The organism is Peribacillus sp. S4, from assembly GCF_046715815.1.
Taxonomy (GTDB): domain Bacteria; phylum Bacillota; class Bacilli; order Bacillales; family DSM-1321; genus Peribacillus; species Peribacillus frigoritolerans.
Genome location: NZ_CP175708.1, coordinates 1,842,151 through 1,864,450, shown reverse-complemented (window position 1 = coordinate 1,864,450; position 22,300 = coordinate 1,842,151). Strand labels below are relative to the sequence as shown.

The 22,300-nt window shown below is 35.6% G+C and carries 19 protein-coding genes and 4 pseudogenes; 7 read left to right on the top strand and 16 right to left on the bottom strand.

Annotation, left to right across the window (positions count from 1 at the left end; translation table 11 throughout):
• Positions 1–53: 53 nt before the first annotated feature.
• The 3 genes and pseudogenes from ACJ9PY_RS08980 to ACJ9PY_RS08970 form a co-directional block, all read right to left on the bottom strand.
• A pseudogene (locus ACJ9PY_RS08980) lies at positions 54–594 on the bottom strand (IS6 family transposase); the annotation flags it as partial.
• A 91-nt stretch (positions 595–685) separates the two neighbouring features.
• Positions 686–1,750 (bottom strand): sulfite oxidase, encoded by a 1,065-nt coding sequence (locus ACJ9PY_RS08975; RefSeq protein ID WP_411739811.1) that lies wholly within the window; start codon positions 1,748–1,750, stop codon positions 686–688.
• Positions 1,751–1,877: 127 nt separating this feature from the next.
• Positions 1,878–2,099 carry a hypothetical protein gene (locus ACJ9PY_RS08970; RefSeq protein ID WP_411739810.1) on the bottom strand — a complete coding sequence of 74 codons (222 nt, stop codon included), beginning with the start codon at positions 2,097–2,099 and terminating at the stop codon, positions 1,878–1,880.
• An 895-nt stretch (positions 2,100–2,994) separates the two neighbouring features.
• Here ACJ9PY_RS08970 and ACJ9PY_RS08965 point away from each other — a divergent pair.
• The gene (locus tag ACJ9PY_RS08965; protein ID WP_268565066.1) at positions 2,995–3,447 is read left to right on the top strand and encodes a hypothetical protein; all 453 of its coding nucleotides are present in this window, start codon (positions 2,995–2,997) and stop codon (positions 3,445–3,447) included.
• 433 nt (positions 3,448–3,880) lie between these two features.
• Here the strand turns inward: ACJ9PY_RS08965 and ACJ9PY_RS08960 are convergent, their stop codons facing one another.
• The 3 genes from ACJ9PY_RS08960 to ACJ9PY_RS08950 all read right to left on the bottom strand — a co-directional run bounded on the left by ACJ9PY_RS08960 (position 3,881) and on the right by ACJ9PY_RS08950 (position 7,233).
• Positions 3,881–4,195, bottom strand: a complete 315-nt coding sequence (locus ACJ9PY_RS08960; protein WP_057276246.1) for an MTH1187 family thiamine-binding protein — start codon at positions 4,193–4,195, stop codon at positions 3,881–3,883.
• A 243-nt stretch (positions 4,196–4,438) separates the two neighbouring features.
• Entirely contained in the window at positions 4,439–5,608 is a 1,170-nt protein-coding gene (locus ACJ9PY_RS08955; protein WP_411739809.1) for an MFS transporter, read from the bottom strand.
• Positions 5,609–5,856: 248 nt separating this feature from the next.
• Positions 5,857–7,233, bottom strand: a complete 1,377-nt coding sequence (locus tag ACJ9PY_RS08950; RefSeq protein ID WP_411739808.1) for a PLP-dependent aminotransferase family protein — start codon at positions 7,231–7,233, stop codon at positions 5,857–5,859.
• A gap of 160 nt (positions 7,234–7,393) precedes the next feature.
• Between ACJ9PY_RS08950 and ACJ9PY_RS08945 the strand changes: the two genes are divergently transcribed.
• Positions 7,394–8,296: a DMT family transporter gene (locus ACJ9PY_RS08945; RefSeq protein WP_187049139.1), complete on the top strand. Its 903-nt coding sequence runs from the start codon at positions 7,394–7,396 to the stop codon at positions 8,294–8,296.
• Between the two features lie 447 nt (positions 8,297–8,743).
• Here ACJ9PY_RS08945 and ACJ9PY_RS08940 read toward each other — a convergent pair whose 3' ends face one another.
• The 3 genes from ACJ9PY_RS08940 to ACJ9PY_RS08930 all read right to left on the bottom strand — a co-directional run bounded on the left by ACJ9PY_RS08940 (position 8,744) and on the right by ACJ9PY_RS08930 (position 9,852).
• Complete coding sequence (locus ACJ9PY_RS08940) at positions 8,744–8,956, bottom strand: hypothetical protein (protein WP_098865036.1); 213 nt, start codon at positions 8,954–8,956, stop codon at positions 8,744–8,746.
• 277 nt (positions 8,957–9,233) lie between these two features.
• Positions 9,234–9,539, bottom strand: coding sequence for a GyrI-like domain-containing protein (locus ACJ9PY_RS08935; protein WP_411739807.1), 306 nt, complete (start codon positions 9,537–9,539; stop codon positions 9,234–9,236).
• 94 nt (positions 9,540–9,633) lie between these two features.
• Complete coding sequence (locus ACJ9PY_RS08930; RefSeq protein WP_411739806.1) at positions 9,634–9,852, bottom strand: hypothetical protein; 219 nt, start codon at positions 9,850–9,852, stop codon at positions 9,634–9,636.
• A 526-nt stretch (positions 9,853–10,378) separates the two neighbouring features.
• On the opposite strand from ACJ9PY_RS08930, the pseudogene ACJ9PY_RS08925 reads away from it, so the two are divergent.
• The 3 genes and pseudogenes from ACJ9PY_RS08925 (at position 10,379) to ACJ9PY_RS08915 (ending at position 13,640) form a co-directional block, all read left to right on the top strand.
• Positions 10,379–11,470 (top strand): annotated as a pseudogene (locus ACJ9PY_RS08925) (GerAB/ArcD/ProY family transporter).
• Positions 11,471–11,806: 336 nt separating this feature from the next.
• Positions 11,807–12,118 carry an ArsR/SmtB family transcription factor gene (locus ACJ9PY_RS08920; RefSeq protein ID WP_034315369.1) on the top strand — a complete coding sequence of 104 codons (312 nt, stop codon included), beginning with the start codon at positions 11,807–11,809 and terminating at the stop codon, positions 12,116–12,118.
• A gap of 346 nt (positions 12,119–12,464) precedes the next feature.
• On the top strand, positions 12,465–13,640 hold the full coding sequence (locus ACJ9PY_RS08915; protein WP_411739805.1) for an MFS transporter: 1,176 nt from the start codon (positions 12,465–12,467) through the stop codon (positions 13,638–13,640).
• 590 nt (positions 13,641–14,230) lie between these two features.
• On the opposite strand, the gene ACJ9PY_RS08910 is transcribed toward ACJ9PY_RS08915, so the two are convergent.
• Both ACJ9PY_RS08910 and ACJ9PY_RS08905 read right to left on the bottom strand, forming a co-directional pair.
• Positions 14,231–14,812 carry a TetR/AcrR family transcriptional regulator gene (locus ACJ9PY_RS08910; protein ID WP_098865038.1) on the bottom strand — a complete coding sequence of 194 codons (582 nt, stop codon included), beginning with the start codon at positions 14,810–14,812 and terminating at the stop codon, positions 14,231–14,233.
• A 42-nt stretch (positions 14,813–14,854) separates the two neighbouring features.
• Positions 14,855–15,352: an ester cyclase gene (locus ACJ9PY_RS08905; protein ID WP_411739804.1), complete on the bottom strand. Its 498-nt coding sequence runs from the start codon at positions 15,350–15,352 to the stop codon at positions 14,855–14,857.
• A 309-nt stretch (positions 15,353–15,661) separates the two neighbouring features.
• Between ACJ9PY_RS08905 and ACJ9PY_RS08900 the strand changes: the two genes are divergently transcribed.
• Complete coding sequence (locus ACJ9PY_RS08900) at positions 15,662–16,834, top strand: MFS transporter (RefSeq protein ID WP_411740253.1); 1,173 nt, start codon at positions 15,662–15,664, stop codon at positions 16,832–16,834.
• Positions 16,835–17,619: 785 nt separating this feature from the next.
• Here the strand turns inward: ACJ9PY_RS08900 and ACJ9PY_RS08895 are convergent.
• Positions 17,620–18,063 carry a MarR family winged helix-turn-helix transcriptional regulator gene (locus ACJ9PY_RS08895; RefSeq protein WP_034313372.1) on the bottom strand — a complete coding sequence of 148 codons (444 nt, stop codon included), beginning with the start codon at positions 18,061–18,063 and terminating at the stop codon, positions 17,620–17,622.
• A gap of 123 nt (positions 18,064–18,186) precedes the next feature.
• Between ACJ9PY_RS08895 and ACJ9PY_RS08890 the strand changes: the two genes are divergently transcribed.
• The gene (locus ACJ9PY_RS08890) at positions 18,187–19,056 is read left to right on the top strand and encodes an SDR family NAD(P)-dependent oxidoreductase (RefSeq protein WP_411739803.1); all 870 of its coding nucleotides are present in this window, start codon (positions 18,187–18,189) and stop codon (positions 19,054–19,056) included.
• 494 nt (positions 19,057–19,550) lie between these two features.
• Here the strand turns inward: ACJ9PY_RS08890 and ACJ9PY_RS08885 are convergent.
• From ACJ9PY_RS08885 to ACJ9PY_RS08870, 4 genes and pseudogenes are all read right to left on the bottom strand, one after another.
• A pseudogene (locus ACJ9PY_RS08885) lies at positions 19,551–20,047 on the bottom strand (L-lactate permease); the annotation flags it as partial.
• 93 nt (positions 20,048–20,140) lie between these two features.
• A pseudogene (locus ACJ9PY_RS08880) lies at positions 20,141–20,320 on the bottom strand (L-lactate dehydrogenase); the annotation flags it as partial.
• 174 nt (positions 20,321–20,494) lie between these two features.
• On the bottom strand, positions 20,495–21,457 hold the full coding sequence (locus tag ACJ9PY_RS08875) for an L-lactate dehydrogenase (RefSeq protein WP_098865043.1): 963 nt from the start codon (positions 21,455–21,457) through the stop codon (positions 20,495–20,497).
• A gap of 349 nt (positions 21,458–21,806) precedes the next feature.
• Positions 21,807–22,223 (bottom strand): hypothetical protein, encoded by a 417-nt coding sequence (locus tag ACJ9PY_RS08870; RefSeq protein ID WP_411739802.1) that lies wholly within the window; start codon positions 22,221–22,223, stop codon positions 21,807–21,809.
• Positions 22,224–22,300 lie beyond the last annotated feature (77 nt).

Genomic DNA, 22,300 nt, shown 5'->3' with positions numbered 1-22,300 from the left:
GCAAAAACTACTCACTAGAAACACAGAGTATCAATTTCCTTTGAATGGCTAATTTATGAAGCTAATCCAAAAAAATTATGGATAAATTTTTTTTGGTTTTGGACAGACTTCAATATGTAAGTAACTGTACGAAATGATTTTAAACCTAACATCGAACGAACTCGCTTCTTTATAAAACGATGATCCTGTTCTACCATGCTATTGAGATATCTTGTCTTATTTGCCTTCAGGCATATGTTTCTCTTCTTTTAACTCTTGAATCACTACGAGATAGGATAGGTTTTTGTCCACTGTTATGACACGTGGTTTACAAACTTGAGAAGTAGCCAAGGTTTTCTTGAAAAAGCGCTTGGCTGCTTGTTTATCTCTTGATTCACTTAGATAAAAATCAATGGTAATCCCTTCTGAATCGACTGCACGATATAAGTACATCCATTGAGCCTTTACTTTGTTATACGTTTCATCGACTCTCCAGTAATCATTTGTTGACTTAAGATGAAGCCTTACTCTTTCACCTAATTCAGGTCCATATTGATGAACCCAACGCATAATCGTTGTATGAGCCATGGGTAAGCCACTTTCCTCCATCCTTTGGAAGGTTTTTTTCTCTATATCACAAAACCGTTATTTGGCTAAATCCAAAAGTTTTTTCAGCCGTTTTCATTTCCTTAAAATAAAATTAAAGTCATTCTACCTTTACCTTAATTTTATCAATGGCATTATACCCATAACCTTTCTTATTCCAAAAAGGTAAATTAGGTTGAATTTGACCAAATGAATCTGTTGCTCTGGATTTAATCGTGTACTCACCTTTTTCTGATATATTCCATTCGAATGACCAACTAACGCATCCATAACCAACATTCTTAACAGGTAATATATCGGCGTTACTCCATGTATAGCCATCATCCATACTAATTTCCACCTTGGTAATAACTCCTTTTCCTGTCCATGCAATCCCTTTTATTAAATGCACACCTGTATTAATTTTTTCCATGTCCAGCGGTTTTTGGATAGTCGAATTGATATTTATTGCAGTGACCGGAAATGCATTTTGATCATTGTCTTTATTTGGATAATACATATAATCAATGTTTTGAAAAGGTCCATTGAAAGTAGTATTAATAACACTTATCTGCCTTATCCACTTAACAGATGCCATCGCATACCACTGCGGAACGATTAATCTCAATGGATAACCATGTTTAAAAGGAATTGGCTGGTTATTATACTCATATGCAATGATTGTATCCTGATGCAGTGCCTTCTCGATAGGCAAACTCCTCGTGTAGGTGTAAACCTCATCCAGATCGTTCCTAAGGCCATAATCATATCCCTCCACGACAACTTCTTTTGCCCCTTCTCCTATGCCAGATAATTCAAGTAATGTCCGTAATGGTACACCTTTCCACTTCCCTTGACTAATGGCCCCCTTTTCCCATTGTTCCCCAAATGTTTTAGGTTCGAAGAGATTACGCTTGTCTCCCGAGCATTCAAGGACAACTTCAACCGTTTTGGATGGGTATTGAAGAATGTCTTGCATGGACAGCAGTAATGGAGCTGATACTGCTCCATTTATAGGAAGCCAATAGTTTGAATAAGAAAGTGTCGGATAAGTAAAGTGGTTCCTTCTAAAAAATAATTGGTTTTCCACACTATCATTATTGATGAATTGAATGGGTGTCTCCTGATTTTCCGGCAGTAAACTACGCGTAGTTAAATAGGGTCTCACTTTTTGAGGTTTTGTCATGGTTCCCTCCTTATTAATATGAATCATTATAGATGTATACTTCGTAACTGCCCATTTCATCCACACACCATCCTGTTTAATTCCAGTTTGACTAATCCTACGGCCGATCCCATTGATCCAGATGCCCTTAGGATATTAATCCAATTGCACATTTTAGTACTTTCGGTGCCTTTTTAATTCCTTCCGTTCCAACAAAACTGCTCGCACTCGCTATTAAAATGCTTGAAGAAATGAATTTGACCACATAAAAAATTCCTGATCCAATAATTAGATCTAGGATTAAAAACCTTTTAATTGTTGAACCTTTTATTATATAAATAACGATTTGGTCGTTTTTCTTCATACCCATAATGGTCACACCCTTATCTTTTTCTAAATGTTATGTCAAAGGGGGTTGTCATATTCTTGTGCCTCTTGCCTTTACTATTTAAATAGAACTGCTTTCTGTTAGCGTTGGGCATAAAAACATATTTCTTTTGCTGCAATTTTGTGACGACTCCATATGGTCGATATGAATGTCTTTCATTCCACCAATCTAAAATCCTTTACGAACTGAATGGGTTCTCCAGATGGAATATTAACAAACTTGTCAAGGCGTTACAGGCAGGAACAATAACTGGCAAACAAAAGAAAAGATATCGGATAACTTTTTGGGTACTAGTTGCTCTTACAGTGTTTTCACTGCCAGGAGTTTATAACCCTTCATCTATGAATGGATATGATGTTATTGATCTAATTTTTTTTTTTATTATCAATATGATTACAATCTATCTTTTAGTCGGTATTTATAAAAAGAGAATGAGGAAAGAATAAGATTTCTTCTTGCCCATTTTTGGCTTACTGATTCCACTGTTTTTACGTAACAGCATATGGACCATACTTTTAACTATCATTGGCTCAATTTACATTGTCTTATTTGCTCCTTATCATTCACTTGAGGAAACTAATATTTTCGATGTAAGTATTAATGCTATAGTCGAAATTGTCATGAATATTATGTTTGTCCGTTACTTTAAGAAGATATAAAACTAGTAAGCACCTTTTTTGGTGCTTTTTTAATTTGACTTCACACTTTCACTTCTTCCTGACAGCTTCATTCATTCCTTATAGGTATCACGTTTCATTACTATTAATTAAACAAACGAGAATCAAAAATGAAAAAAATTTGCTTCTTATCAGTTTCTTAGTACTAATCTCTTTTTCTCCTAATAAACTTAATAAACTAACTATTTAGGAGGGGTGCAATGTTTAATCAAAAACTGGATAATATTAGGCCGCTTATTTGTAAAATTAATGACGTCACTTACCAAAAGTACCATCTATATAAGAAATCATATGAGCGGGAAGTTTTCGTCATAAAAGATTACGGAGAAGACCGCGGTATTACCAATAAAAGTATTGCATTATTCGAAGCAGTCAAGGATCATTTTGATCGTTTTAAAATTGCTAAAATTACTAAAGAAAATATTAAAGATAATATTTTGCTCGATAGCGATCTCATCCTTATAGACAAAAAAGGAAATGAGCTACACCTTTCTGGTTGTAGTTGCGGGTATGCTGGCACTGGTTCACAGGGGACAGTTGAAATTTTGAATAAGGCTGGATTCGAGATAGATAGAAGGTTTGTGTTTTGTTCAAAAGGATTCACTCTTTTTCATCCAAATGAAGAAAAAGAACTTTATGGCGAACGTTTATAAATTATCCAGATAACGGTCTATATCTATCATTACTTAATCTCCTCAGCAAGATATAAAATGGAAATGTATGAAATAAAAAATAAAAAAGCCTTGGGAACTGATTAATCAGTAATACCAAGGCTTTAAAGCTATTAATACATTGACATTAATTAAAGATCATTAACGAAACTCGGGATATATCTATGAAGAACAGCAATATATCGACGAAATTCAGGATATATCTCCGAAAAACAGCAATATATCGACGAAATTCAGGATATATCTCCGAAAAACAGCAATATATCGACGAAATTCAGGATATATCTCCGAAAAACAGCAATATATCGACGAAATTCAGGATATATCTCCGAAAAACAGCAATATATCGACGAAATTCAGGATATATCTCCGAAAAACAGCATTATCTACATTTCACTGTTAATTACAAAACCTGTTATTCCTCAAGCATGCCCTTCACTCGTTCTACTTTGTCTTCCATCCTGCGTTCTTTATCACGACGGTCATCGATTCGGATATTCGTACAAACTCTAGCAAGACCTTTTTCAAAAGGTACTTCGTGCATCGCTTGGATCACTTCAAACAATTTAGGCAGGTCGCCTTCAATGATTGTATTCATGGGTGTCAATTGAAAACGAATTTCCCCCTTCTCTTCATATTGCTTTAATACTCTTTGAATATCCGCCACATAGCTGCTAACACTTGGAGTTTGTGTACCGACAGGAATAACCGTTACATCAACTATTGCCATTCTTATTCACCAATCCTTTATATGTATTTCAATCAAGAAGCATCCATCCTATAGAAGACGGATGTTTTTTACTATTATAACTCAAACTTCGCACCTGGGAAATTTGAGAAGAGCTTTGAAGTTTGCGATTCGTGAATCAAAGCACTTCATCCCTTACGAGTAGAACTGGATGTATTCCAGTTCTACTCATTTTGGTATTCCAGCTAACAAATCCACCTCTATTAAAATAGAGGTGGATTTGTTTTAGATCGATTTATTATGCCTTATCTTTTCATTTATATAATCCTTATAGACCAACACAGCAACAACAATAAAACTTAGACTAACAATCCTGAAGATCATCTCTAAACTGATCCATTCTGCTAAAATACCTAATACAAACGCGCTAACTCCAACACCAACGTCAAAACTGGAAAAAAAGGTTGCGTTGGCTGCTCCTCTTTTTTCTTCACTTACCTTTTGAACAGTCCATGTTTGTAAACATGGCATAACGGTACCATAACCTGCCCCAAATAAAATCGCAGCAACGATGAGTTGAGATTCATTTGTCGTATATGACAGGATAACAAGTGAAAAGAATCCTAACCCAGCCGCCATAATGATAATAGACCAAGGTCCTTTTTTGTCATACCATTTTCCGGTAAACGGACGTAGTAAAGTTGAGACAGTTGCATTGATAAGGAAGAATAGAAAAATATGATCTACTTCCCTTTGCTTCCCAAAAAGAACCAAAAATGTGATGATAGCCCCAAAACCTAGTGTTGTAATAACCGTAAGTAACGCTTGGAACCATACGTCTTTTTCAAAAATCATATCCAAAAAGCGAAATGGCTTCTTCTCACGCTTTACAATAGTAGGTGAATAGACCAATTGAAGCGCAAGTACTGCCAATAAGCTCAATACGGCTGATGACCATATCAATATATCGAAGGAAAAAGAGTCATAGATAAGGATACCTATACTCGGTGCAACGATAGCCCCGACCGTTGTGGATATAGAAAAATACCCTATCCCTTCTCCTAAGCGTGTCTTAGGAATAAAATCCACTACCATTGTACTGTTAGCTGTGGTTGATACCCCCCATGCTGCACCATGGAAAAGCCGTAACAATAGAAGAAGCCATATCATATTAAGAAACGGATATAGAATTGTAATGACCATTAAAGCTGCACTTGCACAAATGGCCAGACTTTTCCTCTGGCTATCCATTAAATAGTAACCTACAAAAGGCCTGATTAAAACAGCACCTATCGTAAATAATGATGTTACTAGACCAACTTGAATGGAAGATGCATTCATGCTTAACAAATAGGCAGGCAAAATAGGAAGCATCATTTCAAACCCAATAAAAACTAAAAAGTTGCTTATAAATAAAAAAAGAAATGATTTATTTAAGATTCTTTGATTTTTCATATGATTATTCCTCGCTTCTAAATTATTTTTCTAAGTTAGAAGCGTTTGGAACACCGAAACATTTTTCAATTGCCTAAGGTTTTTAGTCAATTGACTCACCCTCTCTTAACCCCTTAAAATATCAAACAATCATATCAGAACCTACCCTTATAAACAAGCAGCTCTATTTTAAATAATTTTATAGGAAGGAATTAAGTGAGCGACAAGTTAAGATTATTTAGGTTGTGACCGGAAAAATCCGACACTTTCTAAATGAGTAAAAAGTTATTGGGAGTACTATGTTTTTTTCTACTGTCAAGTAAAGCAATACAGTGAGCCAATCGCTCTACCCCTAGTTTAATTTGACTCTCGTTCACTTGAGAGATGCATAAACGAACGAGATTCTCCTTTTTATATTCTGCTAAAAACATTCTGGAGGCATCATCAACATATATATGCTGCTCGTTTAGCATATGAACCACCTGTTTTGCTTTCACATTCTTGGGCAAACTGATGGAAAGATAGAATCCGGAATTCGGTTTAGAAAAAGAAGTATTAGCCGGCAGCAATAATTCACATGCTTCTTGAAGGATTTGCATTTTAGTTCGGTATACCTCTTTTACATTTTTGAGATGATTATTAAACATACCGCTTTTTAAATAGATTTCTAGCGCACCTTGAGAAAGTGCTGAACTATTAAAATCCGAACTGAATTTATAACGTAAAAAGTTGTTCATCATTAATGCAGGAAGAACGACAGTCCCAATCCTTAGCCCTGGGAGAAAAATTTTCGAAAGGCTTTTAATATAAATCACTCTCCCAGAAGGATCAAAAGAAAATAAAGGATCTGATTTTGGATTTGGATCAAGGTCTCCTAAAATATCATCCTCCACTATGTATACATCGTATTTTTCAGCTAACTCAACGATTTTTTTCTTTTCGCCATTTGTGTAACTATGTCCAAGTGGATTGTGAAATCTCGGGATAATATAGAAAAACTTTATGTCATTATTTCGAAAAATGTATTCCAGTCGATCAAGATCTATTCCTTTCATTGATAATTCGATCCCAAAAGTGGTCGCTTGATGCAGATTGATGGACTCTATAAATCCAAAATAAGTAGGCTGTTCAATTAGAATATTGTTTTTTCCATTTGGAAATGGCATAGAAACTAATAAATGGAGGGCTTGCTGCGAGCCAGAGACAACGACTAATCTTTCTGGTTTAGTGAAGACCTGTAAATTCTCCAAATATTTCACCAACTGTACTCGCAGTGAGTAAAGCCCTTGTTGATCAGAGTATGTAAATAGCTCTTCTTTGTAATGATCAATTGCTTGATTCATACAATGTTGAAATTCAACATAAGGCATAACATTTTTATCTGGACCGGCAGACAAAAAATCAATCACCTCATTTTCTTCCTTCGCTTTTTGATATTCATTCACAACATAGTAGCCGCTTTTAGGAACAGAATAAATTAAATGCTCTTTTTCAAGTTCTGTATATGCTTTAATTACCGTATTTTTGCTACATGAAAAATACTCAGATAATTGACGAACAGAAGGAAGTTTACTGCCTGCAATTAGCGAACCATCTTCTAGGCGAAGCTTAATGTCTTCCATTATCATTATATATTTTGAGTTCATATATTAATCCCCCTCCAACTGTACCAGGACAGATAGGTAAAAAAACGGTTTATTTTTATTGAATGTACTCATAGTATGTTAATTATATCAGAACTGTTTTTAAGATAAGTGAAAAATGGTACAGATGTGGTACAAAGTATAAAGATTGGGGTTGGAAAAGATGCTGGGGGAAACAAGAGAAAAATTCGGATTATTTTTGGGATTGGTGGGTGTCATTTGTTTTAGCTTAACGCTCCCCGCTACAAGTATTGCTGTAGAGTATTTTGGGACTACGGTCGTCGGTTTAGGAAGAACGGTTGTTGCTGCTATTTTAGTAGCGGTGGTATTGATCGTTCGAAAGGAAAAACTGCCTTCTCCAAGTCAATTCAAAAGTCTACTTATTGTTGCTTTTGGTGCAGTTTTAGGATTTCCTCTCCTCACTTCTTGGGCAATGGAATCCTTGCCTGTTTCTCATGGAGCTGTGGAAGTAGCCCTGTTACCGTTAGCAACAGCTGGATTTGCCATATTTAGGGCAGGTGAAATCCCTTCAATCAAATTCTGGGTTTCAAGTATCATCGGCTCTTTAGCTGTCATTATGTATGCACTTCATCTTGGATTCGGCCAATTGCAATTAGCCGATTTAGCTTTACTGGCAGCAGTGATCATACTGGGACTTAGTTACGCAGAAGGGGGGAAATTAGCGAAAGAATTAGGCAGCTGGCAAGTGATTGCTTGGGCCATTATGATCGGTGCTCCATTTTTCATTATTCCAGTTGGACTAAACCTTTCAACTGAAATGCTCCATGCCCCTATCCAAGCTTGGGTTAGCTTAATTTATCTCGCAGTGGTTAGTCAATTTCTAGCATATGTTGCTTGGTATAGCGGAATGGCTATGGGCGGAATAGCAAGGGTTAGTCAGATTCAATACTTACAACCATTTTTGATGATTGTATTTGCAACAGTATTTCTAGATGAATCCATCACATTTTTCACCATTGTAATAGCAGTAATTGTTGTCTTTTCTGTCATATTAGGCAAAAATGCTCCTGTAACAAAAAAAGTAGCTGTATCAGGGAAAAGCTAACTGCATTTAGAACAACCGAATTCCAATAGATGAAAGAGACCGACAGTCATGAATATGGATTCAAAATAAAAATCAACAAAATCGTAGGGAAACTAAGTTATGTCAAAATCATCCATTGTAAGGACAAAAGTTAATCATTGATCAACTGAACGAATTTCGAATACGGATGAGCAACAGATTTCATTATTAATGAAATCAAATCTAAAGAAATAATAGAATGTTACTGCCTAACGGGAGTGTTGATCAAGGATTAACGCTCTTTCTTTTTCAAATTAGGCTTAAATTTCGTATTGTAAAATCCTTATATGTAAAAGCTTTCATATTCATTAGATCTTCCAGATTCCACGACTTAGTTTCAATGGCTTCTTAACCGTTTTCTTTCCTTATCATGGTTCATCGTTCTCACCGCCATAAAAAAGCACCCAAACCAATGGATGCCTTCTCCTTTTATTCATCAATTTTGACTTCTTTCAGTAGATCATTTCTATACGAAATTGCATCTCGTTCAAAAACTTTTTTAAACCTGTTTTCGTACTCTTCACGGGTTATTAGACCTTTTTCTTCCAGTAATTCCACTATAGTTCTAACCCTTACTCTACTCGACACTAATTCGTTTGTCATATTGGACAATAAAATACTGATTTTCTCATCATCATTCATTTTCTCATCCCCTTTGTTTAACTAATTTGACAAAAGGGACCAATTCCCTGCAAAAAAAAGCACCGAAAATAATCGATACTAATGTTTTTAAATAAGTAAAATAAGAGTGGTGTTTGTTCCTCTTTTACACCCTCATATAAACTATGAGCCATACCATAACACCATATTATGGATAACTTTATTGCGTCCTATGGTAATAATGCACCTTTTACTCTATGTAAACTCCTTCAATCTTTGCTACATAAAATAATGAATAATGTTAACAGCTAAGTTTATGCTATTCTATCGGCTTAACCTTATATCTTAATTTTGGAGGTTCAACTTTCCTAAAATCTGAAAGATATATTTCTATATGCTGTAATGACGTTTTTTCCAGATTATTATTTTTTATGAATTCATTCATTACTTTAAAACTTTGAGGTTCATCATCATATGGACCAACATGAAGCATTTGGACTGATAACCCATCTTGAAATGTACCGAACCTTACATCATTTAGAAATGGATGCGGTTCCTTTTTTTCTACATTTTCAAATGCTATGTCCACTATTTCCTTTGTTACAAAATCTGGTTGTCTAATCATGATTGTATATTATAATTCATCTTTATTTAAAGTATCTAGTTTCTTACCCTCTTCCGTTAAACTCCAAATCCCTTCTAATGGATATACGGTATATTCAAAATATCCAGCCAGCTGGAGTGTATCCTTGCTTCGGCATCATCCTGACCGCATAAGCCAATGAATAAAGAACACCTATCTTTTCAGCGAATTCGTGCTCATTTGGATTTCCTTTTCCCTTTAACAAAAAAAATTTCTGTCCTGAAATTGATACAAGTTCAGGTTCTTGTTTTGGGATATACAAATTCTTCTCTCGTTTTCTCCATTCGTGCTTCATTAGTTTTTGTTCCCTTATATATATTTTTTCCATTCATCAAGAAATTAACAAACAGTTTGTCATCTTATTATTAAAGGAGAATAGTTCCTCTAAACGTTCATCCACAACCTTTTTATTACCCGTGCGGAAAAGAACATCATTATGATAAATCTGCCCTTTGTCCTAAAGGTCTTTAAGATTCACTATTGGTTGATATTTCTTTTTATCACTCATCTATTATACCCCCGCTGTTGTTCCGGGATAAGACTTTCCACCTATCTTTCGGAAAAGGGCATCCCGATTCTCTATTTCCTTTCTTTGTCCGCTCACGCTTGAACATTCCTTATTGTAAGCCATCCCCATCGCTGTCCACATGTGTCTGTTCCTTGTCTAATGCCTCATGAAAATCGTTTCGATTAAATGTTAGCTCTCAACTTAAGGATCCATACAAAAATTCCATCCACAATTTAATCGATCTTTTTGAATAGATTTCACTTATAAAAGCCAGATTATTAAAATATATGAGTGATACAAATGAGGGTCCTACATGAATCAAGCTGGTGTTAATGAAAAATATAAGGTATCGCCATTTTATGTGTTTTTTTTAGTGCATTCCATGCAAACTGGATTAGGCGTATTGAGTTTTCAAAGAGATTTGGCTAAAGCGACGGGAACCGATGGCTGGTTATCGATACTCCTAGCTGGATTGATTGTTCATATATTAATTTGGGTAATCTATAAGATATTTAGTTTTGTTCCTGGCGATATAATCTCCACTAATAATCATGCATTCGGTAAATGGATTGGTAATTTCTTCAGTCTTTTATTTATTCTTTACTTTTTTGTCCTTGGAATGACGATCATAATCGGTTATATAAATGTCATTCATGTTTGGATGTTTGAAGAGGTACCTTCTTGGGCATTTGCTTTGGTTTTCCTTATCTTGATTTATTATATAAATACAGGGGGATTCCGAACCATTACGGGTATTGCCTTCTTAACTGTAATAGTTTCATACTGGCTTTTATTTGTACCTTTTTATGGTTTTAAATACTCTGATTTCAACGGTTTTCTTCCTATTTTCCATCATAATTTATTCGAAATAATGAAAGGAACTAAAAGTTTTTCATTATCCATGCTTGGATTTGAAATGATACTGATGTATTATCCGTTCATCAAAAATGCTGAAAGATCTCAAAAGTATGCTCACGGAGGAGTTGTGCTCACTACGTTATAGAGCTTATTACTTTATTTTGTATCGATAGTCTTTTATTCCCAGAAACATTTGACCCTTACTCTATACACAACACTAACATTGACCAGTATTATTGAGTTGCCCTTTATTCAACGGTTCGAATACATAACTGTTTCTTGGTGGACCATCATTATCATACCCAATATGGTCATTCCTTTGTGGGCTGCCAGCAGGGGGATCAAGCGCTTATTCAATGTCCAGCAAAAGTATCCCTTATGGGGAATGTCCATAATCATACTACTTGTGAATATACTTTTTTATGATATCGATTCCTTATATATATTAAATAAAATAATCAATCCCTACTTCGTATGCTTCATTGTTATATATTTGCCTCTTCTTTTTGTTTTCATAAGCATTAAAAAATCGCGGAACCGGTTATGAAAAAGTTTGAAATTCCTAGTGATACTGTATTCTGCTGTTCTTATAACGAGCCCACTATCACGAATTGTCCCCATCAGATAAATATCAATTCCTTCACCAAATAAGTTCGGGCTAGGAAAACAAAAGGAAGACCACTTATTGTGGTCTTCCTTTATACCCTTTGGAACTAAACCAACTAATAAGAAGTAAATATCTTTCACAAAAAATTTCTTTTCCATTTGAGGCTGCCAAGCGACTTAGAAACGAAGAGATAGTCGATTTGTTTAGTACGAATATGTGAGAATAGAAATTCCATGTCCTATTTACAAATCTATAAAAGTAGATATAATAGTTGTTATGGAACCTTCATTAATTTATAAAGCATTATCAAACGATACTAGACGTCAAATCTTATTATGGCTAAAGAATCCAGAAAAGTTTTTTGACGAAAAGCCTTATTTAGAACAAGGAATTAGTTTTCAAGTTGGAGTATGTGTAGGAGATATCCAGCTCAAAACTGGCTTAGCCCAATCTGTTGTTTCTAGTTATTTATTAACTATGAAAAATGCAGGATTATTAGAATCCGAACGCATTGGGAAATGGACGTATTATCGGCGAAATGAAAAAAAAATACAAGAATTTTCCGATTATGTCCAAAACGAAATATAAAGTGAAACTTGAATCAGTGGGAGTTTTCTTTGCCCTCACTGATTCTTAGTCTTCTCGAATTAAGCTTTTAAAGGAAGCCGGTTCTCCACCTCACCATTTTGCAAACCTTACTGCTATTTCTTGCAAGCAAATAGAAAGGAGGATTTTTTTTTAAGATTTCATATCTAATTATACAGATATCTATTTTTGTATGTTTAAATAAACAAGAGAACAATGACATTTTTAGTGATATCCCCTTGGAACAATACCCAACTATTTTTTACGTTAATGAATTGGATCCCTATAAATTTTAAGCATTTATGTATACATATTATTAAAATCAATATAAGAATGGAGAATTTTATAAATGAAAAAAGTAAACCATCTACTTATTATTATGCTAGCAGTAGGTGTATTTGGAATTATTACAACAGAGATGAGTATTGTCGGCGTATTACCACAAATCACTCAAAAATTTGGAATTTCAACTGCACAAGCCGGATTATTAGTAAGTATATTTGCTCTAGTTGTTGCGATTTCTGGACCATTTTTAATACTGCTCGTATCTGGGATTAATCGTAAAATACTTTTATTAACTGCAATATCTATTTTTGCTATCTCTAATATGATTTACGCTTATACAACACAATTTGAAATTATGCTCATTTTTCGTATTCTACCAGCAGCACTTCACCCACTCTTCTTTTCAATCGCTCTTGTAACTGCTGCTAAACTTGTCCCTCCAGAAAATAGCGGTCAAGCAGTTACAAAAGTTTTTACGGGAATTACTGTTGGATTTGCTTTAGGTGTACCATTGACTTCTTACCTTGCAGAACAGCTTTCATTAGAAATTGCGTTCCTATTTGGAGCATTTGTAAATGCTCTCGCATTTACCGGAATATTGATTTTGCTTCCTTCTATGCCCGTTGAAGAAAAAATGTCTTTTGGCAAGCAAATTCGTATATTGAGTAAATCAGCATTATGGTTAAATATCGCAACTGTTACCTTTCTTTTTGCAGCCATGTTTTCAGTTTACAGTTACTTTGCCGAGTACCTTGCAAAAGTAACAGACATGAATAGCTCTCTTATCAGTATCATGCTATTCATATTTGGTGTCACTATGATTTTAGGTAATCATTTATTTGGAGTTTTTCTGCAAAAAAGTATAGTAAATACCGTAATATTTTTCCCAATTTTATATTCAGTCGTTTATTTATTGGTTTATTATTTAGGGTCTTATCTTATTCCAATGATTTTTATGGTATTCATTTGGGGAATCGTACATTCCGGCGGTTTAATTGTTGGTCAAACATGGTTAATAAGTGAGGCAAAAGAAGCTCCGGAATTTGGCAATAGCTTATTCGTCTCGTTTTCCAACCTTGGAATTGCATTAGGAACCTCTATTGGCGGCTCGTTCATTTCTCAATTAGGCATTCACCAGCTTATCTGGAGCGGATTCACATTTACACTGCTTTCGTTATTATTGATCATCATAAAACTAAAATTTTTTAACTCTAGTAACCAAGCATCGTTATCAAGCTAACATAATCTTATATTCATACGATCATGTTGCTTTTAATTAAAGCTTTCAATTTTGATATAAGTTCAAATATAATGAGCATGTTTAGAGAAAAAAGATTGATCAAAACATGCTCTTATTTAATATTATTTTTTAATCCTGCGAATTAGCGAGTATTCGTGCGCATTATCTAATAAACTGAGGGAGTTTTTTAAGATTAATTCTTTTTTCGGCAAGCTATCTTCAATTAAACATCAGTTCATGTGAACTGAATCCTTTAATTGAAGAATACTTTACTAATACTAGTTAGTATTGCTGTTAACTAATTGCAAAAATATCAGGTGAAAACTCAATGGTATTGTTGCTTTAAATAAAGTTTCATCAAATTGATACTCATAACCTTGATAAACCAAGAAAAAGCGTGTTTTGAAAAAAGATTGATAAAAATACGCTTTTAATATAATAATGAATCATTCTTTTATTAAAAAAACTTGCCGAAACTGGTTAATAAAAAATTAGCATTACAGCTGCAATCGATTTTATAGATTGGGCTTTATACCCCCCCTTTATTCACAGAGACTGACATGATTGATAAAACTGGAATTTTGATAAGTTTATTTTAATAATGATAATATCGTCGCTACAGAATTTTCTACAAATGAACGCTCTGGACGAGATTTCATCAACACGGTAAGTCCGATTAATGAAACGACTAGTGTCTGTGCTAAAACTTTAGCATTAAGGCTGCTTTCGAGCTCACCTGAGCGAATACCTCGGACAATCGTTTCTTGAAATATGATCGAAAGATACATCTGATGCTCCCTTGTAAGGATTTCAAATTTTTCATCGTGAGGGGCAAGTTCCACCATTGTGTTAATGCAAAAACATCCCTTGTTCGGACTTTCTTTATATTCCTCTTCCACCAAATCTTCAAAAAATGTGTGAAATGCTTCCTTTACTGATAGATTGTTTTGAAGTTTTTTTCGAATATGGGAAGCATGTAGCTTTGTATATTTGCGTAATGCAGCCTCAAACAATTTCTCTTTGTCTCCAAAAGCTGAGTATAAGCTTGGTCGTTGTATCCCCATTTTGGCAGTCAAATCGCTTAACGAAGTAGCCTTGTACCCCTTCTCCCAAAAAAGCAACATAGCATCATCCAATGCTTTTTCCTCATCAAATTCACGTTGTCGAACCATAATAAATCCCTCATTTCAGAATAAAATTTCTTCACTAGATAATTAATCTTGTTCTTGATTCTTTTTTATTTGCTCAATGATTCCGAATCTGTCCACTTGAATCCAGTATTCCACTATTTTTCGATCCTCTAATCGGTATACGGCACTACCTATTTCAATAACCTCTTTATTTGTAGGTAGATAACCCTCATACTCTCCAATATGCATTCCTGTCTGCTTCCATCTGACATGAACTTTTTGATTTTGAGAAATTAATTCTTGAATTTCAATTTTAAATTTCCCCCATGAATCTATCATTTCTCTTATATGATCAGCATAATTCTCAGGTGACCTTTTAATTGTCACCATGCTTTCTGAATTCACTTGATGTGCTCTTACCTCCTTCGCCATAAAAAACTTAGCTTGTCCGGGATTGCAACCTGATCTGACAACTTCAAAGAAACTTTTTATAATCTGTTCGTTTGTCTGTAGGAATTTTGGAGATGGTGAATCGCCCCCAGATAATTCAGTTAATTCGTTATTCCCCGGTATTTGATTCATGGATAATTAATCCCTCTTTTAATTACCAATCGGTATATTATGATTTTATTTAATTAAAGTCCTATTGTCAAATTGTGATCATTTTTTCAAGGACAGCATTCAAATAACTGCATAACTTACTTGACATCAAAACGTTTTGTTGGTTATCCTTATAAGGAATCATTTCATACCGATCGGTATATTATACTGTTAAGTACAAAAAAGGGGGTGTAAGTAATGGTAAAGGTGAAGGTTAAAGAAAAAACAACAATTAAAATTGAAGATCATGATACGAAAACGGTTCAGTTACAAATAGTATCCGGATCAACCATGACTTGCTATATGGCACTATTGTTTGCAACAGCCTGTGGGATGGCTGTCGCCAACATTTACTATGCACAACCGTTGCTAGACTCTCTGGCGACCGAGTTCGGTATCGCCCATTCATCCATCGGCATTGTCATTACCATTACTCAGCTTTGTTACGCGCTAGGACTGCTACTGCTAGTACCGCTCGGTGATCTACTGAATCGACGTCGGCTAATCATCGGCCAGATGCTTTTATCCGTGTTGTCTCTGATTGTGGTTGGCATCGCCCCCATCATCACAGTGCTTTTCACGGGGTTAGCTGCGGTCGGACTGCTTGCTGTGGTGACTCAGGTGCTCGTAGCGTTCGCATCGACTTTGGCTGCCCCAGCCGAGCGTGGACGTATAGTCGGCTTGGTGCAAAGTGGAGTCGTGATCGGCATTTTGCTCGCACGAACATTCGCTGGTGTACTAACCGATCTCGCCGGTTGGCGTTCGGTCTATCTAGTTTCTGCCGCCATGATGCTCATCATGACTGGCGTGTTGATCAGAGTACTCCCGCTTGATGAAAGCGAAAGAGAGTCACTATCCTATCCGCAGCTGCTTCGTTCGGTGCTCACATTGTTCATGCAAGAACGAATCCTACGCATCCGCGGAGTACTGGCTCTGCTGATTTTTACCGCGTTTAGTACATTGTGGACTTCGTTGGTGCTTCCTCTCAGTGCTCCACCATACTCTCTTTCACATACCGCTATTGGAGTGTTTGGCCTTGCTGGAGTTGCCGGAGCATTAGCTGCTGCTCGTGCTGGGGGTCTGGCTGATCGAGGTTTAGGGCAGCGAACAACCTGCATAGCCCTAGTTTTATTGCTAGCATCATGGTTCCTAATCAGCTTTACCGAACACTCACTGATCGCATTAGTTATTGGCGTTATCTTTCTTGACCTGGCTGTGCAAGCAGTACATGTCACCAATCAGAGTATGATTTTCACAGTGCGTCCTGAGGCGAGAAGCCGACTTACTGCTGCTTACATGATTTTTTATTCCATCGGCAGTGCCATGGGTTCAATTATTTCAACCAATATATACGCAAACTACGGATGGATCGGAGTATGTCTATTTGGTGCCTCTGTCAGCGCTTTGGCCCTTTTGTATTGGGTAATAACCTACCGTCTAACGGAGCAGGTTAGAGAGAAATAATAACGATTTTTATGTTGGTTTGAAATTTTTCAAGTCTTAAAATCATACAAAGTTACAAAAAGGGGTGATACATATTAGTCATGTTTAATATGTATACCCCCTCTTACTTCTTGTTCAACAAACGCACGCTTATATACAGAGTTTTTCCAAAGCAGTGCAGCTTTATTTCAAATATACACTTATTCGATTAAATGGCCCAATTGTTGAACAAAGATCAAACAGTACTCTTAAACTAAATTGCCCCGATAATTCCATAAAGAAAAAGCTGTCTTAAAATAGCTATGATCTTCAGCTAACCCAGCTGTTAGCTAATTCTTTATCTTGGTGCATCAAATTCAATTGGAAGAAAATAGCGCTTAATAAAGCTATGATCATTCCTAACATTGAAGCATAGCCAGAAAATACTTCATTTCCCTTGAAAACACTACAAATAACTATTCCGCCAATTCCACCGAATCATATTTTACCCTGCTGGATGGTTCTGGTTACACTAAACGAACATATAGGAAGAAAACCCCCGAAAATTTTGATATCAGGGGTTTTCTTCATTTTTTATATTTAGTATTTTTCTTCACATACTTAGTTTTATTTAAGCAATCTGGATTGAGCTGCAATTGTAATACAATTTTTTTCACTGCAAAAATCTACATTAGTCTCTCTAAACTTTTTTGGACTTTCAACGTAGGAATAGTGGATACTATCTAACACGCTAACACACGAGCTTTTCAGATTTAGTCATAAGTTCAATAGTAGACTCCTATTTCCAAATAGAATTATCAACTGTGTTATATCGTTAGATTTTTTAGCATTTCAATATATGCCTTCAATTCTGAATCCGTCAATCCTGAAATACGTTCGAAAAAAATAGATTCTTTTTCTTTTAAAGCTTTTATTGTTTTGTCATGACCAAGCTCGGTTAAAGATAACATTACCCCTCGACGATCTTTAGGGTGGGGTTCACTCTTTACATATCCCAGACCTTTTAATTGCCCTATAAGTCTACTAATAGAGCTACGGTCCATTGCTGTTGATTCAGCTAAAGTCGATGCGTTAGTAGGACCATGTGAAAATAACCAGCGAACAATCAAAAAGGCTGCTGGCTGCAAAGTTGTATCAAATGTAGCTGCAGTTCTGACATTAAGTGCATGTGCCTCACTAATCAACGAATTGAGCTGTTCACCAAGAGCTAACTCCAGTTCTTCTCTCAAATCAGAATTATTAATATCCATAGTTCTCCCTTCTCAACGCAACTAAATGTATTTGACATATATCAAATACTTGAATATGATTGATATATGTCAAATATATTTAATTGTTAATACTATGTCAAGTTTATAGAAGGAGAATGTATAATGCCCGAATATCCAATAATTGTAATGACTGGTGCTACCAGTGGTATTGGTCAGATTGCTGCAATTGAAATCGCAAAACGTGGTGCACATTTAGTGCTGACTGCTCGTAACAAAGAACGGGCTAAAGCAACTGAGAAATTAATTAGAGAAGCTTCACCAAATACGGAGGTTGATTTCTATTTTGGTGATTTATCGTTAATGCATGATGTTCGCCGTATAGGACTTGAGATAAAACAAAACTATTCAAAAATTGATGTACTCATCCACAATGCTGGGCTTCATGGGTTCGAGCAACGTGTTACCTCTGAAGGATTTGCCGAGATGATTGCGGTAAACTATCTAACGCCCTGGCTACTAACAAATCTGTTAAAGGACTCTTTGGTAAAAGCAAAAAATGCAAAAATTATTAATGTCGCTTCGGAAGCCTCACGAAATCATGGGGAACTAAAATTACCATATGATTTGACGGACACATCTCCATTTACATGGAGGGGTTCATCTAAAATTTATGGAAAAACAAAGCTTCTAAATATCATGTTTACTGGTGAGTTAGTGCGTCAGTTTTCAGGAACTTTGGTAAATGCCAACGCTCTAAATCCTGGTTTCAATAATACTGGCCTGGGAAGAGAACTTCGTATATCTTCTGTATTGGGAAAAGTCTTAGAATTCCTTAATATCGGAAATCCAAAAAGAGGGGCTGACATCATTGTTCGTTTAGCACTTGATTCCGAATATGAGAGAGTGACAGGAGGATACTTTAATGTAGGAACTGGAGATAAAATTGATCCGATATATCCAGGAAAAGATGTTTCTATGCAGCAAAGTTTGTGGAATGATACCAAAGAATTATTATTAGAGTATATAAAATGATTTTCTATTCTTCAATGAAGTTACATTTTCCTAAACGGAAAAGTATATGGGAATTGATTAATGCGATTCCAATTTAGACAAATAGTCTTTTATTATACAACTAGTGCTGAAACTTTAGTAAATTCAAGTTCAATTTCACTTCCCGTATTTCTCATTTCCAAACTTTTATTACGTTTGTTATTGAACTAACCTCCCTCAATAAACTAAACACACTCTCACGATCGCTCTAGAATTCTTAGGATTTCATAGTCATATCATTAACAGTTATTTATGTAAGCTAGGCATCACACCTCAAGGGTAGGGATTTATCGAAAAAAGTGTATGCTAAACTAGCCAATTATAGGAAAAAATCAGTTTAAGCAATGTTATGATCGCACTAAAGGATATCAATGTTTCATGGAGGTCAACCCCTCCCATGTCTCACAGAATCGATGCTCCTACATTCCTTCGTTCAACCTTTCAATAAGGGGTTGCCGCAGCACCCCCTTATTCACTCCTGAAGCACCATTTGCTACTAGACAGAGCATGGCTGCCTGTAAAGGTTTGAATCCCAATGAAACTATTAGAAAGGCACAGATTGCAATCGGTACACCAAAACCTGCTGCCCCTTCAAGAAAGGCATTAAAGCAAAACCCAATAAGTAAGAGCTGAAGACGTTGGTCTTGTGAAATACCCGCAATACTTCCGCGTAAAACATCAAATTTCCCTGATTTAACAGAGATTTTATATAACCAGACGGCCATCACAATGATATAACCAATCGGCCATATCCCTTGTATTGTACCTTGTACAACACTCCCGATTGCTTTCCCAAAGGTAGCTTAAAGAGGAAAAGTACAATAAGAAGGGTTACAAATAAATTTAGAAGCGTTGCATAAATACCTCTCATTTTAAAGATCGTCAAACATAAGAGAAACAAAAGGATCGGTATAGCTGCAACTAACGCTGAAATAGCAAGATTATTAAATGGATCGATAGTTTCTACTAACATAATAACAGCTCCCTTATGTAAGAATTTCTTACTTAAGAATTTCTTACTTAAGAAATTAAAATACTCCCAAAATAGAGATTGAATATCTTTAAGTATTTTAACAGAGTGTGCCAACTTTTCTTTTTCGCTCTCATTTAGTGAAAGCTCCACAATATTTTTTGCACCTGTACGATTAATTACAGTTGGAGTATCAACATGAACATTTCTTTGACCATATTGGCCTTCTAACAACGATCCAACTAGTAAGTATCTGGAATAAAAATGCCGATACACCTATGCTAATGATTAGTGTAAGAAGGGCTGTGATAATGCCATTCATTTTAAATACAGTCAGACCCAATAGAAAGGAATATGACAGGAAAGGCAGCAACCAAGGCTGATAAGTACGTGTTATTCAATGGATTATAATCTTGAATCCACATGATGCTTCCTTCTTTCTATTTAATGTTATAATTTTAATTCTTCAAAATGAGGCGCCAAAATGTCTTTTAAGACATAAGCACTGTGTTGGAATTTCTGTTGTTCTTCTTCATTGAGTTCTAATTCAACAATTTCTCGGATTCCACTACGATTAATGATTGCTGGAACACCCATGTACACATGCTTTTCACCATACTGGCCATCCAGATGAGCAGAGACAGTTAACACGCTATTTTCATTGTGGAGAATGGCTTTTGTAATTCGCACAAGTCCCATAGCGATGCCATAGTAGGTAGCACCTTTTCCTTCAATGATTTTGTAGGCTGCATCACGTACATTAATAAAAATCTCATCTAAGTCTTCTTTTTTATAGTGTTCTTGGCGTTCAATCATTTTTAAAACGGGAATACCACCCACGTCTGCAGAACTATAAACAGGTAGCTCGCTGTCACCGTGTTCTCCGATGATATACGCATGCACATTTTTCGGTGCGACTTTAAAGTAATCACCTAGTAGGAAACGGAAACGAGCTGTATCAAGAATGGTACCAGATCCAATGACTCGTTCTTTAGGTAACCCACTATAATGCGATGTTGCGTATGTTAAGATGTCAACGGGATTGGTTGCAACAAGAAAGATGCCATCAAATCCACTAGCCATGACATTCTCGACTATTGTTTTAAAAATCTTCAGATTTTTATCCACAAGGTCAAGGCGTGTTTCTCCTGGTTTTTGGTTCGCTCCTGCACAAATTACAACTAAATCTACATCTGCACAATCTTCATACTCTCCAAAGCGAATATTTGTTGGATCTGGAGCGAAAACTTTTCCATGATTTAAATCCATCACATCACCAATTGCTTTTTCTTTATTTAAATCAATCATAATCAACTCATCTACAATTCCTTGGTTCATAAGAGCAAAGGCGTAGCTTGAGCCTACAAACCCTGTTCCAATTAATGCGACACGGCTTACTTTTTCTTTTGTCATAGGTTTTTCATCCTTTCATCTCATTAAGTTTTCAAAAGGATAATACTGTTTGTGAAACATTTCACAAATTAATGATACATCACTTTTTTCCAATTTACAATCCATTTTCAAAAAAAATTTGTTTTTACAAAGGCTACTAAACTGCATAAATTTTTCTGTAAAGCTACTCAGTTTCTATCTTTAACGCTCTCCCTTTTTTTAAAACGATTGAGCGGGGTCTTCTTAAGTATTGTCATTTTTCCATTCTAAAAAAACTTATTTTCATGGTAGTTGAATAAAGAAAAAGCTGCCTTAAAGGCAGCTCCAATCTTCAGCTAACGCACCTGTTAGCTTAATATTTTTCTATTCTTTATTTCTGTTCATTAAGTTTGAAAATAGAGGATAATGTTTCACCGTCTTTCCCTTCCAAAACGCCCCATACCTCCTTTTCATCCTGCACGTCTACGGAGCCAGCTTCGTTGAACCACACCTTATATTTCTGCCCTTCCTTGTTTTCTTGGTCTATAAACCAAAATGCAGAATCTTCTTTACTACTTTTATCAACTGATACTGTTTTATCCCATTTGACATTTGCTATAATGTCTTCAATCTTTTTGACATTATCTTTATCCAATACAGCTCGTTTATCACTTAATCCACCGTACTCTACTATTTGATAGCCAACGTCTTTTGCCTCAGGAGAACCCGAAGTTTTAGAGGAACTTGAACATCCCCCTAACGCCACAATGATAACAAGCAAACTGAAACTCCATAATAATTTCCTCATACTAACACCTCTTTTTTTCCAATTGTACCATTCATAAACAGTGTTGATTGAGGAATTCCAGTCTTTTATCAACTCTA

Excerpts from the sequence above, each read along its gene's own strand:
- ACJ9PY_RS08975 (WP_411739811.1), bottom strand. The coding sequence starts at position 1,750 with ATGACAAAACCTCAAAAAGTGAGACCCTATTTAACTACGCGTAGTTTA.
- ACJ9PY_RS08970 (WP_411739810.1), bottom strand. The coding sequence starts at position 2,099 with ATGGGTATGAAGAAAAACGACCAAATCGTTATTTATATAATAAAAGGT.
- ACJ9PY_RS08965 (WP_268565066.1), top strand. The coding sequence starts at position 2,995 with ATGTTTAATCAAAAACTGGATAATATTAGGCCGCTTATTTGTAAAATT.
- ACJ9PY_RS08960 (WP_057276246.1), bottom strand. The coding sequence starts at position 4,195 with ATGGCAATAGTTGATGTAACGGTTATTCCTGTCGGTACACAAACTCCA.
- ACJ9PY_RS08955 (WP_411739809.1), bottom strand. The coding sequence starts at position 5,608 with ATGAAAAATCAAAGAATCTTAAATAAATCATTTCTTTTTTTATTTATA.
- ACJ9PY_RS08950 (WP_411739808.1), bottom strand. The coding sequence starts at position 7,233 with ATGAACTCAAAATATATAATGATAATGGAAGACATTAAGCTTCGCCTA.
- ACJ9PY_RS08945 (WP_187049139.1), top strand. The coding sequence starts at position 7,394 with ATGCTGGGGGAAACAAGAGAAAAATTCGGATTATTTTTGGGATTGGTG.
- ACJ9PY_RS08940 (WP_098865036.1), bottom strand. The coding sequence starts at position 8,956 with ATGAATGATGATGAGAAAATCAGTATTTTATTGTCCAATATGACAAAC.
- ACJ9PY_RS08935 (WP_411739807.1), bottom strand. The coding sequence starts at position 9,539 with ATGATTAGACAACCAGATTTTGTAACAAAGGAAATAGTGGACATAGCA.
- ACJ9PY_RS08930 (WP_411739806.1), bottom strand. The coding sequence starts at position 9,852 with ATGAAGCACGAATGGAGAAAACGAGAGAAGAATTTGTATATCCCAAAA.
- ACJ9PY_RS08920 (WP_034315369.1), top strand. The coding sequence starts at position 11,807 with ATGGAACCTTCATTAATTTATAAAGCATTATCAAACGATACTAGACGT.
- ACJ9PY_RS08915 (WP_411739805.1), top strand. The coding sequence starts at position 12,465 with ATGAAAAAAGTAAACCATCTACTTATTATTATGCTAGCAGTAGGTGTA.
- ACJ9PY_RS08910 (WP_098865038.1), bottom strand. The coding sequence starts at position 14,812 with ATGGTTCGACAACGTGAATTTGATGAGGAAAAAGCATTGGATGATGCT.
- ACJ9PY_RS08905 (WP_411739804.1), bottom strand. The coding sequence starts at position 15,352 with ATGAATCAAATACCGGGGAATAACGAATTAACTGAATTATCTGGGGGC.
- ACJ9PY_RS08900 (WP_411740253.1), top strand. The coding sequence starts at position 15,662 with ATGACTTGCTATATGGCACTATTGTTTGCAACAGCCTGTGGGATGGCT.
- ACJ9PY_RS08895 (WP_034313372.1), bottom strand. The coding sequence starts at position 18,063 with ATGGATATTAATAATTCTGATTTGAGAGAAGAACTGGAGTTAGCTCTT.
- ACJ9PY_RS08890 (WP_411739803.1), top strand. The coding sequence starts at position 18,187 with ATGCCCGAATATCCAATAATTGTAATGACTGGTGCTACCAGTGGTATT.
- ACJ9PY_RS08875 (WP_098865043.1), bottom strand. The coding sequence starts at position 21,457 with ATGACAAAAGAAAAAGTAAGCCGTGTCGCATTAATTGGAACAGGGTTT.
- ACJ9PY_RS08870 (WP_411739802.1), bottom strand. The coding sequence starts at position 22,223 with ATGAGGAAATTATTATGGAGTTTCAGTTTGCTTGTTATCATTGTGGCG.